Here is a 13,456-nt window from a genome sequence, read left to right on the forward strand (position 1 = left end):
AATGGGTTCGCTGAGTCATGCGGCATGGCTGCATTTTGTTTAGGAGGTGCTGCATTTGAATATACTGGTGACCGGCGGCGCGGGCTTCATCGGCTCGCATCTCGTGCGCCATCTTCTCGCGAAGGGTGAGAACGTGACGGCGCTTGACAATTTGTCGACGGGGCTTGCCGAGAATTTGCCGCCCGAAGCGAAGCTCGTCGAGATGGACATCTTGGATGAGGAGCTGCCGAAGGTCGTGGCGGCGGGAGCTTTCGACGCCATCGTCCACCTTGCGGCGCAGACGATGGTCGACACGTCGATCAAAAATCCGCTTCTCGATACGCGCGAGAACCTCCTAGGAACGGTACAGGTCTTGGAAGCGGCACGCGGGGCGAACGTCAAGCGCGTCATCTTCGCTTCGACCGCCGCCGCCTATGGGGACGTGAAGGAGGACGACCTGCCCGTGCGCGAAGCGCAGCCGACGGAGCCGATGTCGTTCTACGGCCTGTCGAAGCTCTCGGTGGAGAAGTACCTTGAGATGTATCGTAAGATTTACGGCATGGAGTACGTCGTCCTGCGTTTTGCGAACGTCTACGGCGAGCGCCAGGGCGACGGCGGCGAGGGCGGCGTCATCAGCATCTTCGCCAAGGCGGTGGCCGAGGGGCGTGACATCACGATCTACGGCGATGGCGAGCAGACGCGCGACTTCGTCTATGCGGGCGACATCGCCGAGGGCATCTTGGCGGCGCTTCGTACCGAGGAAGTGAATGCCGCCTACAACCTCTCGACGCAGACGGAGACGAGCCTTCGCGAGCTCGTATCGCTCCTCGCGGAGATCTGCGGGCGCGAGATTGTCCCAAAGTACGGCGCGGAGCGCGAGGGAGACATCTACAAGTCGATGCTTTCGAACAGCCGCGCCCGTCGCGGCCTCGATTGGCAGCCTGCCACTACGCTCGCCGAGGGGCTTCGGCGCACATACGAGTACTTTTGCGGCAAGTGCGAGGGCTAGTAAAAAAAAGAACCTGCCTTGGCAGGTTCTTTTTTTAGAGAGCGCGGATGAAATGAAGTCGCGCAGACATGCGAAGATGGGGCGGCTGAATGTATCAGCGCTTCCATGGAAGTATATTCAGCTGTTGATGATCAGCGCCATGAACACGAGATCTTCCGTGCCGTTTTCGTTCGACAGGCCGTGAAACTCGCCATCGGGACAGAAGGTCGTCGTGCCGGGACCGACTTCGACCTCCGTGCCGTTGTTGTTGTAGACGCCCTTGCCCTGCAGGATGAAGTACGTCTCGCTGTTTCCCTTGTGCTGATGGTAGCCGAGCGACGAGCCAGGCTTGATCGTGACGCGTGCGAAGGTCGAGCACTTGTCGCCCATCTGCTCCTTGCCGAGCAGGTGCTCTAAGCTGACCTCTCCTTTGCCGCCTGCGGCGTTCTTGCGGACTTCGATGTTTTCTTGCAGAATTGCCATGTGGTTCGCTCCTTTTCACTGTTTTATTCTACTTCTTTATACTTATTGCTTTTATTCGCGGATTCTTCGCGGAATCCTCTTTTCCAGGAAAGGGAAATTGTTCGATGATCCAGTTTCTGAAATTCGGGGCGAGTTTTTTTCTGCCGCCCGGTATCTTTTTTCTCGCCTTTCTCGTCCTTGCTTATTTCGCATGGAAGAGGGGCGAGCGCTTCGCGGCGAAGGCGATCGTGCTCATTACCGCAGTGTTCTACCTCCTGTCGACATATCTCGTCGCCGACGTGCTCATGGGTGCGCTCGAAGATGCCTACGCGCCGCCCGCGAAGCCTGAGGGAGACGTCGTCATCATGCTCGGCGGCGGCGCTTTCTCCGATGCGCCCGACGTCGATGGCGAGGGTGCGCTGACGGCAAGTCCGTCGACGCGCCTTCTGACCGCCGTGCGGCTCGCGCAGAAGCTCGACCTGCCGATCCTCGTATCGGGCGGGCAGGTGTTCCAGGAGAGCGGCAAGGAAGCGCTGCTCGCCAAGCGCACGCTCGTTTCCCTTGGCATCCCCGAGAGCCGCATCCTCGTCGAGGGCGCGAGCCAGAACACGGTGCAGAATGCGGCCTATACGGCGAAGATCCTCAAGGAGCACGGCCTCGTGCGCCCGATCCTCGTCACGAGCGCCTTCCACATGAAGCGTTCCGTCCTGAACTACGAGAAACTCGGCATCGAGGTCGTGCCGTACCCGACGGATTACATGGTCAGCCATCATCCGATCTTTCATGTTGTGAAGCTCGCGCCTTCGGCGGACGCGCTGCATACGAATGCCGTCGTGCTGCAGGAATGTTTGCGCACCGTCGTCACATACTGCCTGGGGAAATGACATGGCAAAAGATATGACCGAGGGAAGCCCCGCGAAGCTTCTCCTCTTCTTCACACTGCCTCTCATCGCGGGCAATATCATGCAGCAGCTCTACGCCTTCATCGACACGCTGCTCGTCGGGCGCTTCCTCGGGATCGAAGCGCTGGCTGCCGTCGGCTGCACGGGCAGCCTGATGTTTCTGATGCTCGGCTTCGTCATCGGTCTGACCTCGGGGCTGGCCATCTGCACGGGGCAGCGCTACGGCGCGAAGGACGCCGCAGGCGTCAGAAAAAGCGCGGCGGCATGCGCGGTACTCTCCTTCTCGATCGCCGTCCTCTTGAGCGTCGTCGGCTTCTTCGGCTGTCGCCCGTTGCTCGAATTCATGAACACGCCGCCCGAACTTCTGGACGATGCGACGGCATTCTTTTCGATTATCTGCGGCGGAGCGGTCTTCGCCACTGCCGCATTGATGGCGGCGAATATCCTGCGCGCCCTAGGCGACAGCAAGATGCCAACCGTCATCATCGGGGTCGGCATCGCCATCAACATTGCCTTTGAAGTGCTTTTTCTGCTCGCATTCGGCTGGGGTATTCCGGGCGCGGCATTCGCAACCGTAGTTTCGTGGGCTCTTGCAACGGGGATTTTTCTCGTCTACATCGCAAGGCGCGTGCCTGAGCTTCATGTGCGACGCGAGGATTGGCGGCTCTCGTGGAGCTTTTTGCGCATGCATCTCGCCATCGGTCTGCCCATGGGCTTTCAAGCGACGATCATCGCCTTCGGAGCCGTGATCCTGCAGGTCGCGCTGAATGGTCTGGGGGCAGTGCCCGTCGCGGCGTATGCGGCGGCGCAGAAGGTCGACACGATCGCCATGATGCCGATGATGTCGTTCGGCGCGGCCATGGCAGCGTATACGGCGCAGAATTACGGTGCGGGCAAGTTCAGCCGCATCCGCACGGGCGTGCAGGCGTGCTGTCGGATGTCCGTCGGCTTCAGCCTCGCGGCGGGTGCATTCGTCATCGCGGCAGGGCCGTATCTGATGGAGCTTTTCGTCGGCGCAGGCGAAGCGGAAGCGATCCGGCTCGGGCAGACGTATTTTCTCGTCAACGGCCTGACGTACTGGATCTTGTCGCTGCTCTTCATCTTCCGCTATACGCTGCAGGGACTCGGACAGTCCATCGTGCCGACCGTCGCCGGCGTCATGGAGCTCATCATGCGCGCGACGGCGGGCATCGTGCTCGTCGACGCCCTCGGCTTCCTCGGCGCCTGCCTAGGCAATCCCATGGCCTGGCTCGGTTCATGCGTACCGCTCGCCATCGCGTATGTCATGACAGTTCGGCGCTTGCCGAAGGAAGTGAGGTGAGCCGAGCGGCTGCGGCTTGACCTCCTAGGGCTTCATGTTAAAATATAACTAAACAACATGAAAATAGGCAAACAACGCAGGAGGAGTGTTCGTATGGATCGTGAGAATCGCATCAGCACGAAGCCAGCCGATCGCGGCATGATCAAGGAGCTGTGCCGTTATCTTGATCGCTTCTGGCGCCCCGAAGGCGAGGCGCCGGATGAAGCGCCGCTGAGTGAAGCGCCGCATATGCTGGAAATGCCGTGTGAATTGGAATCGTGCGAAGAGGAGCGCAGGCGGTATGCGCCTGACGGCAAGCCGCTGAAAAAGGATCGTCCGATTCCCGCAGTTGGGGCGGTGCTCGGCTCCTTCCTATCGAATCTGAAAAGTCGGCTAAACAAGGCGGAAGAAACGTGCTCTGAACGGCTTCTGCGCCTGATACGCGAGCGTGGGCGGAACGAAGTCGAAGTCTATCAGAAGGCGGGCGTCGACCGCAAGCTCTTTTCCAAGATGCGCCGCAAGGACTACCGACCGAAGGCGAAGACGCTCTACGCCTTCATCATCGTGCTGCAGCTCACCCTTGACGATGCCGTGGATCTCTTGGCGAGCGCAGGCTACGCATTCTCCTCGGCGAGCCGGCTCGATCTTGCCGTGAAGTTCTGCGTCGAGAAGGGCATCGGCGACCTCGACGAGGTCAACAACGCCTTGTACGAATTGGGCATGGAAACGCTGCCGTGAGATGAATGTCTGGTCTGGTGTTTGCTCTGCGTCCGCATGTAGGCCCTGCACCGCAGATGTCGCCCGCCGTGCGACCTTGCAGCCTCTTTTTCTTGTTACAATGATTTCACAGAAGAGAAAACATTGTTAGCAAAAAAAGGAGATGCTCATCATGACGGAAGAGAAGAAAGCAGCGCAGGGCAGGACGGAACTCGTATTCATCCTCGACCGCAGCGGCTCGATGTCGGGCTTGGAATCGGACACCATCGGCGGTTTCAACGGTATGCTGCGCCGCCAACAGGAAAAAAGCACGGACATCCTCGTTTCCACCGTGCTCTTTGACGACGAGGTCGAGGTCATTCACGACCGCGTGCCCATTGGGAAGGTCGCGCCGCTGACGGGGCGCGAATACTTCACGCGCGGCTGCACGGCGCTTCTCGACGCCATCGGCGACTCGATCCAGCACATTCGCAACATTCACAAGTATGCGCGAGAAGAGGATCGTCCCGTGCGCACGATGTTCGTCATCACGACCGACGGTCTTGAAAATTCAAGCGTTCGCTACACGGCGAAGAAGGTTAAGAAGCTCATTGAGCATCAGGAGAAAAAGCACGGCTGGGAGTTCGTATTCCTCGGCGCGAACATGGATGCCGTTGCCGTCGCGGGCGATCTCGGCATCCGTCGGGAAAACTCCGTGGAGTTTGCGTGCGATGCGGGCGGTGTGCGCGAAAACTTCGCCTCGCTCGGCGAGATGACCGCGAGCTTCATCAAGACGGGCGCCGTAACTGCCGGCTGGAGTCTCCCCATTGCCGAGTATTGCAAAAAGGCGCGGGGGAAAAAGTAAGGAAAGAAAAATGCTTTTGGGAAACCGCCTAACCTTGTTGGGAAGGCGGTTTTTTTATATCGTTAAGGATATGATGAAACTTCGTGGTAAGAATCTTGTTGATTAGTTCTGCAGATTTATATATAATATGAGGAAGAAGAATAATAATATAGAGATCATTTGGAAGGTGGTATACTTTTATGTGTTTTACAGATGCGCTATTGATGCGGCAAAATGCTATTGCAGAAAATAAGGCAGAGCCATTATCGTTGCCAAAATTTCCTACATATTGTATCTGCAACCTTCGCGGTGGAATAGGAAAAACCTCGTTGGCATTCAATCTGTCTTATTTGGTAGAAAATTTGCTTGCTGTCGATACATGTCCGCAGGGAAATCTTTCTTATTTTTATAATGATACATATTACCAATCCGTGCAAGTGTCGGCATATGATATGCTGCTGCCATACTTCATGCCCGGCTTGGGGAATGCCAGTCGTGTTGCACAATATGTGGGTGCTACGAATCTTTATTTTCGAGATCGAAGTGTGTACTTCATTCCATCGGCAGATGCGCTGTATAATTTTCCTTCACAAATGGCTGTTGCTATGGGGCAGGCGATGAGCGTAGCCGGACAGCAGCAACAGGATCTGCTCGATCGTATGCTGTTTTCTCTGAGGGCAGAGATTCGGCGTGAAATGGAAGAAACCGAAACGGATAAATGCCTTATTGATACATCGCCGTTTTTCGCGGGGGCGACGCATCTGGCATGGCATGCTACAGATGCTTTGATCGTGCCGGTCAGAACCGATCAGCAGTCCATCAATTCGTTCAAACTTCTGTTGCAGACATTATCTGATCCGTCGAGTCCTTTTCGTAGGATTATGCCGCATGATTCGCATTCTCCGAAAATTCAATTGGTCGTTTTGACACACTGTGGCTGGTCCACGCGTGCCGGAGCGCGCAATGAGCCGAATCGTCAAACACGGCTGTATCTTGAGCAGATCAGAGATCTTGTAGCTAGAAATATTCTCCATTTCACTACAAGAAATCCGGAAAATCATATCGTTCTGCTTGATGATTTCCTTGGCAGCGGGCGAATATCAAGTGCGCAGTCCAAGCCAATCGAGTTGCTGAATCCGGGAGAAAGCGTGACCATCCAACGGGTTAGAGTCGAGGTCAATGAGTCAGTGAATAAGATAAAGAATCAGCTGCACTTTATCAGCAACAGTATTTGGTGATACGAAGTGCGATTTCCGCAGCAAAAGACTTGAAAAATATTTTGAGGCATGGACAAAATCTGTCCATGCCTCTTACTATAATGAAAGCAAGGAATTTGATGATGTCGCATGACAGGCGACCTCGGAGCGAAGCGACTTGGTATAATGGGAGCAGAAAAAGGGATAAGAGTGAATGACTGCACACTTATGGGAGGTGCCTTTGATGGATGTCTTGCAGATGATGCAACGTTTCGTATCTCCACCGTGCGAGGATTGCCTGTATCACCTGGGCATCGTGCACTGCGTCGTAAGCCCGTGCCCCACATGCCTGATGACGGGGATTCGCCCGTCGTTTTGCGGCTCGTGTGTCTTTGGCAGGCGCTCGCGGCGTCGTGACGAAGGCGGGGAAAAGCGCGTGAAGCGTACGAAGTGAAGGACGGTTTCCGGGAAAGGTTGCCAGCCCGACGGGCAATCTGTCGGGCTGGCATATCGAAATATCGAAATATCAAGAAGCGGAGGAGGTAATACGATGGAACGATTGGAAATCAAGGGAAAGGCCGCGACGGCGATCGCCTATGCGAAGGTCATTGAAGACGAAGCCGTCGAGCAGATCCGGCGCATGTGCGACTACGAATTCGCCGAGGGTGCGAAGATCCGCATCATGCCCGATGTTCACTGGGGCAAGGGCTGCACGATCGGCACGACGATGACGGTCACGGACAAGGTCGTGCCGAACCTCGTCGGCGTCGACATCGGCTGCGGCATGTATACGGTAAACCTCGGAAAGAAGGAACTCGACCTCGCCAAGGTCGACGAGGCGGCGCACATCATCCCGTCGGGCAGACAGCTGTGGGAGGGGCGGCAGACGAAGTTCGACTTCACGGAGCTTCGCTGCTACCGCGATCTCAAGAACGTCAAGCGCATCGCCAAGGCACTCGGCACGCTCGGCGGCGGCAACCACTTCATCGAGATCGACCATGCGGCGGATGGTACGAACTACCTCGTCATTCACACGGGCAGCCGCAGTCTCGGCACGCAGGTTGCCGAGATCTATCAGTCGCTCGCCATCGACCTCGCGCATGGCAAGGCGGCGCTCTTTGCGGCACGAGACGAGATGATCCGCCGTTACAAGGCGGAAGGGCGGCGCGCCGAGCTGCAGGAAGCGATCAAGGAACTGCATCGGAACTTTCGTCCGACGAAGATGACCGTGCCGCCCGACCTTGCCTTTCTCTTCGGCAAGTACCTCGACGACTACCTGCACGACATCGCGATCTGCCAGCGCTTCGCAAGATTGAACCGCGAAAAGATCGCCGAGAAACTGCTTGAGCACATCGGCGTCACGCCGAGCGAAGCGTTCCATACGGTGCACAACTACATCGACACGGAAGAAATGATCCTTCGAAAGGGTGCGATCGCCGCTCACCAGGGCGAGCGCGTCCTCATCCCGATCAACATGCGCGACGGCAGCATCCTCGCTGTCGGCCGCGGCGATCCCGAGTGGAACTACTCCGGCCCGCACGGCGCAGGTCGGCTCATGTCAAGGACGACGGCACGCGAGCGCTTCACGCTTGAGGAATTCCAAAAGGAAATGGCGGGCGTCTACACGACGAGCATCGGCGAAGGCACGCTCGATGAAGCACCGATGGCCTACAAGTCACTCGCTGACATCATCGACGTGATCCGCGATTCCGTCGACGTCATCGAGGTTCTGAAGCCGGTTTATAACTTCAAGGCAGGAGGCCCGAAGGGGGCGGTGGAGGAGAATGAAGGCGGGAAAGAGATGCTATCGTTGTGAACGGATGGAAGACGTGCGGCGTGTGCTCTCGCGTGGAGGAGTATTGCAAAAGGCTCAGAAGGTGTTCGTCATGCTCATGGGGAAGGATGGGGATCTTGCCTACCAGAGGTGCAGAGGGTGATGGGAGAATTGACGGTATCGCTTGACGAAGAGGCAGATGTGATACTCCGCATCAACAGCGAAAAGAACTTCGCCGCCGGCGCGATTTAGGAGGCGAGTGATATGAGCATTTTGAAGGATTTGTAGCGTGCACTCCGCACGGTACAACCGCCGTGCAAAACTGTCTTTATCGGCTCGGGTTGGTGAAATTTGTGCAGAACCTGTACTCTGTGTGCCGAATGGACGGCTATTGCACGGTCGATGTGCTGATACGCGGGCGATATGGAATGGCGGTCGCCTACGCAAGGATGATTGAGGATGCCGCGGATGTGACCGAGGCGGTGAAGCCGAGCTATAATTTCAAGGCGAGCTGAGCAGCTCTGTTTGTCGTAGGCAGGGGATCGATCGTGTACTAAAAAGGTATACAATAGTTTGTATTATGCGAGAAAACAGTTGTTTATTGGCGATCCTCATGATATAATTAGAAAGAAGTTAAAAACGGCAATATAATATTATAGGACGAATCCTTTCATACTTGTCTAGGGAAAATAACATTACTCGCCCGGAATCTGTCCATGTCGATGGCTATGATGAGATGACAACGTATGGAGAACGTGAATGATGGAGATTGATCTTAAGAAGAACAAGGCCTTTCGACTGCTGAAGCTGCACGAGCAGCTGAGTTGGGGCTAGGTTATCCGCAAGGCGGCTCTGACACAGAAATTCGCCGTGGCGGATGAGATCATTTAGCGCGATATCGAGGAGCTCGATACCTTTCTAAAGAAGCTGCTGCAGCAGACCGCATCGGGGATCGCGCACAGGTAAGGAAGCTGATCTGCAGTGAGCAGCATTACTATGTCCCGCTGCGCCACGGGAAAAATTCCTCTCTGCGATTTGGGAATTCTCGCGGCACATGACGGCACAGCATACCATACCATACCATACGCATCTCCTACTGCTGTCAGGACGTCGCAGAGTGCGCACATGAGGTGAATCTTGCCGCCATCATGTTCTCCGAGTATTATTTCTATCTCATCGCCTATCTGGCGGATGGGCGCAAAGACTTCCTGACCATCTTCCCCATCGATCGCATCGTGAAATTCGAGCCGACGGGTGCGAACTTCCGTGCGGTTCACAGCAAAAAAATTCAGTGACGGCGAGTTCCGCAAACGCATCCAGTTCATGTACGCGGGCGAACTTTGCCACGTCACCTTCGACTATAGCGGCACCTCCGTCGAAGCCGTCCTCGACCGCCTTCCCCCGACGAGGGTTATTTCGGAGGATGGGGGTGTCTATCGGATTATTGCCGATGTGTATGGGAACGGCATTGATATGTGGCCGCGGAGTCAAGGGGAGTGCGGTGAAGGTGCTAAATGAATAGAGAGGAAGTGATGGGATGAGCTATCGCATCGGATCGTTTAATCTGAAAAATCTCGGACAGACGGCGATGGGAAAAGAACATCCAAGAGATTTATCCAAGATCGCCGAGATCATCCGAAAAGAGGATTTTGATGTCGTTGCTCTGCAGGAAGTTTTAAGCGAGGGAAAGGCACTCTCTTTAGAACAGGACATGCTAAAACGTTCTATCCTATATGAATTAGGCACAAAAGAATGGGGATTTGCGTGGGCGCATGCGGAATCGGAAACCGATCCCCGCTCGGAAGGATACGCGTTCCTGTGGAAGAAGAAAAGGTTTCGTCTGCCAGTTGCAAAATTGAAAGATGGCACAAAGCGGACGTTTTATCCACGGATATGCCGTCTAAGACGTGATCTAATGACGCGCAAGCCGTACTATGCACGATTTGTCGGGCGGGGAGGTTCGTATTTTGAGATACGTCTGCTGTGCGTGCATACACATTTCACGGACAGAGATCAGAGACGCCAAGAACTGGATAACCTCTTGAAGGAAGTATATCCTCAGGTCGAAGATCGCATCTACTATAAAGGGCGACCCTCATATACGATCGTCTTGGGTGACTACAACGCTGAGCTTAGAAGAGCTTTGAATATATCAGGCTTTTATGTGGCGGATATTGAGACTGCAAATCGGTGGGGTGGCAAGAAGATACAAACCGTTCAAAATGAAAAGACTACATTGAAGCGAAATTTTGACAATGGTGGTCAGGATGTTGATACGTCCACTTGCGTAGGCGAAGGATATGCAAATAATTATGACCATTTCTCCTATGACTTGGAGCGGTTTTCTGGCATTCATATTGATGTAAAGAGAATTGATGCGGTTGCAACATATTGCGGAGGCGATTTTGAAACGTACTTCAAAACAGTGTCGGATCATGTACCAATTATTATGACAATGAGTCTTAAATAATTGCTCGCAGCTGATTCATGGAAGGAGTCTATCATGAGTAACAGAGAATCGGTCCACGACGACAAGCAGGAACGTGTGTATACGGATGAAGAAAAACACCGTGCCGCCTATGCACTAAATATGTGTACGGTGTCCATATCGCAGATTATCGCCTACGATGACCTCAACATATTGGAACAGGAATATGATACGATACTGAACAACCTTGATCTCGAGAAAATACCGAAGGATGAGGCTCTTCTCCGCATCCTGAGACAGCTGCTCGATACGATCACCTATTTTAAGATTCAGGAAGGTGATCGAAAATTCATCGAGCGGGAATACCAAGAGAAAATGCGGAACGCGCTCTGGGCAGCAGTCCCGAACTTTGGCGTGTTTGTCGCAGGAACAGACCCGTATACGATGGCGTTTTCATTGGCTTCACAGGTCGGTGTCGGCTATATGAATTATCGACGCAACAAGAACGAGTATCTGCTTCAGCGTGAAAAGGATGAGTGGAAACTTCAGCGTGCGGCGATGGAGCAGTTCAATGCCCTGCGGAGGGAACTGTTCGATACGGCGTGGAGACTGGCTGAGACTTATGGGTTCAAAGATGAGTACCGTTTGACGGAGCGGCAAATCAATCAGTACAATAGGATATTGATGGATACGGATGATATCAGAAAATACGAGCGTCTGGACTCCATAAAAGAGAAATTTGCTGCCTATCCGCCGTTCTGGTATTTCTTTGGAAATGCCGCAAACTACATCGCAGAGAATAAAGATCTTGACATTACTGAAGAACTTCGCCTTGATTACAGAAAAAAGGCGATGGATCATTTCAAGAAGTATCGGGAATTTGAGCATATTCGTGTCCTGCGAGAAGATTCGATTGCGGCTTCGTGTTTGTTGGAACATGTGGATATTCTTCTTGGAATAGGAAATTATGAGCCCTATCGTGATAAAGTTCTTGATATGATTCGAGAAGCGATTCGTATGTCGGGCGGCTCAAATGAGGTTCTCGAACTCTGCGCAATTGCGTATTTGCGGATGAGAGAAGATGCTGAGGCGGCAAAGATTCTTCGGATTTTGGTGAATGAGGATTATAATAAGGTTCTCAACGGGCAGCTATTGAGTGGACTCTATGTACGTATGCGCGATCGTAAAGGATATGAAGTTCTCCTCCAACGCGTTGACCCGCAGTATCTCTATCCGATGCCTGAGAGCGATCAATTTGAGTCTGATGCAGAGGCCGATTTTTTGAATCGGCAAAGATTGCTGTTAAAGAAAAAATACCAACGTGTTCTGGCTGATTTGGTGCGAAAATATTCTGTTCGCTGGAATAAGCTGACATCTGTTTTTGACGAGGAACGTATATACCCAGAGAAGTTCTTTTGGGATACGGCACAGTCAGAGGTGCAGCGCTGTATTACTGTTTCCCGCTTGTTTGAAGAGAGACGGGGAAAGGGGCGACGGTATACCGAGCGTATGCATCAAGTAGAACTTTATCTTGGTATGCTGGATAATCTGAATGACCTCTTCCGTGCCGTGCTTGATATTGATGAATGTTTGCGTGAGTCTTCACAGATTGACCAAGCGGTTCATCAGGTCGAGGAGAATCTTGATTCGGTTCGTGGTGTTATTGATGATGCGCAGGAGGCAATGCATAATGGGGGCTTTGACCAAGAGGCGTATATTTCGCTTCAGAGGGTCAATTTTTCTGCCATTGTAAAGCCTGCGATGATTAAGATGTATCGAAGAATCGCCAAGGGAATTGATGGAGATGATATGGCTGTTATTACGGCGAGAGAGGCAAAGTTGAATCGTTTCTGCAAAGACCAGGAGCTTGAACTTCCAGAAATCGCAGTTGATCCAGGGAGTGCTGTTGGCGCAGTTCTTCGGAGGGAACATGAGTTGTTTGCACCTGAGTTATTCGGTGACAGTGCGGTACTGGCTCAGAAGAGGAGAAGGGCAGAAAAGAAACTGATCGACGATATGAGAAAAGAGATGAATGAGAATGTCGTTCAGCCTAATGGTCAGAAATTTGTTTTTTATAAAGGGGATGAATCGTTTCGGCGCTACCTCGACATACATACGAAGGTAGAACCACTGGTAGCACGCCATACCTACATGATTATTGATAATGGAGAAAAAGCTCTTTTCTTTACCGGTGCAGGGATTCTTATTGATGGTAAACGCACCAAATGTACAAAATATCATGAAGTAAAATTGACGTGCGGAAAGAATGGTGACGATGGGATAGTTCTTCATGAGATTACTTTTGGAGAGCTGTCCTACAAATCGACGTATCGTAATAAATTCTTGGATATGGGGACACTGTATCGATTCATTCAAGAATTGTCGGATTGTTTTGGAGAACAGGAAGGATAAGGCGTTTGTCACTTCTTGTATATATGGCTGTTTTTCATATGTATTTAATAATGATAGGAGATGATTTATGTGAATGCACTTAAATTTGTATTGCCATGGGAAGTTTACGTTGCATATAAAGGTTATCAGTGGGTACAGAAAAAGAAACGAAACCCCAGCGAAGATGAGTTCAAGGAAGCGTTCCCGAAAGATGCGGATACTTCGGAGGCTGTTCCTGCATCTTCCAATATGGAATCTACATACAGTGATGTATGTGATTCAGATGGGCGTATCACCTTTACTGAAGTTTGAAAAATAAGGCAGGGCAAATAGGTGATTTTTCTAGCGGGTAGACACTATCTGTCCTCCTTCATCCCTATACTGTAATCATAACGGGCGAACGCCCACGTAAATGGTATAGAGACGAAGGAGGATTTTTTTATGAAGAAGGGATTGACGGAACTGGTGTTTATCGTTGATCAGAGCGGGGCGATGG

At 52.8% G+C, this 13,456-nt stretch carries 14 protein-coding genes; 13 read left to right on the forward strand and 1 reads right to left on the reverse strand.

The window, feature by feature from the left end; genetic code table 11:
• Positions 1 to 55: 55 nt before the first annotated feature.
• Entirely contained in the window at positions 56 to 988 is a 933-nt protein-coding gene (locus HMPREF1153_RS08770; protein ID WP_009646626.1) for an NAD-dependent epimerase/dehydratase family protein, read from the forward strand.
• Between the two features lie 117 nt (positions 989 to 1,105).
• Here the strand turns inward: HMPREF1153_RS08770 and HMPREF1153_RS08775 are convergent, their stop codons facing one another.
• Positions 1,106 to 1,450, reverse strand: a complete 345-nt coding sequence (locus HMPREF1153_RS08775; RefSeq protein ID WP_009646644.1) for a cupin domain-containing protein — start codon at positions 1,448 to 1,450, stop codon at positions 1,106 to 1,108.
• Between the two features lie 104 nt (positions 1,451 to 1,554).
• On the opposite strand from HMPREF1153_RS08775, the gene HMPREF1153_RS08780 reads away from it, so the two are divergent.
• From HMPREF1153_RS08780 to HMPREF1153_RS08825, 12 genes are all read left to right on the forward strand, one after another.
• Positions 1,555 to 2,313 (forward strand): YdcF family protein, encoded by a 759-nt coding sequence (locus HMPREF1153_RS08780; RefSeq protein WP_009646576.1) that lies wholly within the window; start codon positions 1,555 to 1,557, stop codon positions 2,311 to 2,313.
• A gap of 1 nt (position 2,314) precedes the next feature.
• Entirely contained in the window at positions 2,315 to 3,652 is a 1,338-nt protein-coding gene (locus HMPREF1153_RS08785; protein WP_009646581.1) for an MATE family efflux transporter, read from the forward strand.
• A gap of 93 nt (positions 3,653 to 3,745) precedes the next feature.
• Positions 3,746 to 4,369 (forward strand): hypothetical protein, encoded by a 624-nt coding sequence (locus tag HMPREF1153_RS08790; RefSeq protein ID WP_009646614.1) that lies wholly within the window; start codon positions 3,746 to 3,748, stop codon positions 4,367 to 4,369.
• A gap of 151 nt (positions 4,370 to 4,520) precedes the next feature.
• Positions 4,521 to 5,192, forward strand: coding sequence for a vWA domain-containing protein (locus HMPREF1153_RS08795; protein WP_009646580.1), 672 nt, complete (start codon positions 4,521 to 4,523; stop codon positions 5,190 to 5,192).
• A gap of 179 nt (positions 5,193 to 5,371) precedes the next feature.
• Positions 5,372 to 6,409 carry a ParA family protein gene (locus HMPREF1153_RS08800; protein WP_009646621.1) on the forward strand — a complete coding sequence of 346 codons (1,038 nt, stop codon included), beginning with the start codon at positions 5,372 to 5,374 and terminating at the stop codon, positions 6,407 to 6,409.
• Between the two features lie 199 nt (positions 6,410 to 6,608).
• Positions 6,609 to 6,821: a hypothetical protein gene (locus HMPREF1153_RS12760; protein WP_156810569.1), complete on the forward strand. Its 213-nt coding sequence runs from the start codon at positions 6,609 to 6,611 to the stop codon at positions 6,819 to 6,821.
• A gap of 96 nt (positions 6,822 to 6,917) precedes the next feature.
• Entirely contained in the window at positions 6,918 to 8,183 is a 1,266-nt protein-coding gene (locus HMPREF1153_RS08805) for an RtcB family protein (RefSeq protein WP_009646648.1), read from the forward strand.
• Positions 8,184 to 8,521: 338 nt separating this feature from the next.
• Entirely contained in the window at positions 8,522 to 8,656 is a 135-nt protein-coding gene (locus tag HMPREF1153_RS13170; protein ID WP_255325464.1) for a hypothetical protein, read from the forward strand.
• Positions 8,657 to 9,289: 633 nt separating this feature from the next.
• Positions 9,290 to 9,436: a hypothetical protein gene (locus HMPREF1153_RS12765; protein ID WP_369791804.1), complete on the forward strand. Its 147-nt coding sequence runs from the start codon at positions 9,290 to 9,292 to the stop codon at positions 9,434 to 9,436.
• Positions 9,437 to 9,678: 242 nt separating this feature from the next.
• On the forward strand, positions 9,679 to 10,611 hold the full coding sequence (locus tag HMPREF1153_RS08815) for an endonuclease/exonuclease/phosphatase family protein (RefSeq protein WP_009646608.1): 933 nt from the start codon (positions 9,679 to 9,681) through the stop codon (positions 10,609 to 10,611).
• 33 nt (positions 10,612 to 10,644) lie between these two features.
• Entirely contained in the window at positions 10,645 to 12,981 is a 2,337-nt protein-coding gene (locus HMPREF1153_RS08820; protein ID WP_037370421.1) for a hypothetical protein, read from the forward strand.
• A 69-nt stretch (positions 12,982 to 13,050) separates the two neighbouring features.
• Positions 13,051 to 13,272 carry a hypothetical protein gene (locus HMPREF1153_RS08825; RefSeq protein WP_009646575.1) on the forward strand — a complete coding sequence of 74 codons (222 nt, stop codon included), beginning with the start codon at positions 13,051 to 13,053 and terminating at the stop codon, positions 13,270 to 13,272.
• Positions 13,273 to 13,456: the final 184 nt, after the last annotated feature.

The organism is Selenomonas sp. CM52 (assembly GCF_000292955.1).
GTDB lineage: Bacteria > Bacillota > Negativicutes > Selenomonadales > Selenomonadaceae > Selenomonas.

What these genes read in the sequence shown, in the direction of transcription:
- HMPREF1153_RS08795 (WP_009646580.1), top strand. Translation starts at nt 4,521, where the DNA reads ATGACGGAAGAGAAGAAAGCAGCGCAGGGCAGGACGGAACTCGTATTC.
- HMPREF1153_RS12765 (WP_369791804.1), top strand. Translation starts at nt 9,290, where the DNA reads ATGTTCTCCGAGTATTATTTCTATCTCATCGCCTATCTGGCGGATGGG.
- HMPREF1153_RS08780 (WP_009646576.1), top strand. Translation starts at nt 1,555, where the DNA reads ATGATCCAGTTTCTGAAATTCGGGGCGAGTTTTTTTCTGCCGCCCGGT.
- HMPREF1153_RS08785 (WP_009646581.1), top strand. Translation starts at nt 2,315, where the DNA reads ATGGCAAAAGATATGACCGAGGGAAGCCCCGCGAAGCTTCTCCTCTTC.
- HMPREF1153_RS08790 (WP_009646614.1), top strand. Translation starts at nt 3,746, where the DNA reads ATGGATCGTGAGAATCGCATCAGCACGAAGCCAGCCGATCGCGGCATG.
- HMPREF1153_RS13170 (WP_255325464.1), top strand. Translation starts at nt 8,522, where the DNA reads ATGGACGGCTATTGCACGGTCGATGTGCTGATACGCGGGCGATATGGA.
- HMPREF1153_RS08815 (WP_009646608.1), top strand. Translation starts at nt 9,679, where the DNA reads ATGAGCTATCGCATCGGATCGTTTAATCTGAAAAATCTCGGACAGACG.
- HMPREF1153_RS08800 (WP_009646621.1), top strand. Translation starts at nt 5,372, where the DNA reads ATGTGTTTTACAGATGCGCTATTGATGCGGCAAAATGCTATTGCAGAA.
- HMPREF1153_RS08820 (WP_037370421.1), top strand. Translation starts at nt 10,645, where the DNA reads ATGAGTAACAGAGAATCGGTCCACGACGACAAGCAGGAACGTGTGTAT.
- HMPREF1153_RS08775 (WP_009646644.1), bottom strand. Translation starts at nt 1,450, where the DNA reads ATGGCAATTCTGCAAGAAAACATCGAAGTCCGCAAGAACGCCGCAGGC.
- HMPREF1153_RS08805 (WP_009646648.1), top strand. Translation starts at nt 6,918, where the DNA reads ATGGAACGATTGGAAATCAAGGGAAAGGCCGCGACGGCGATCGCCTAT.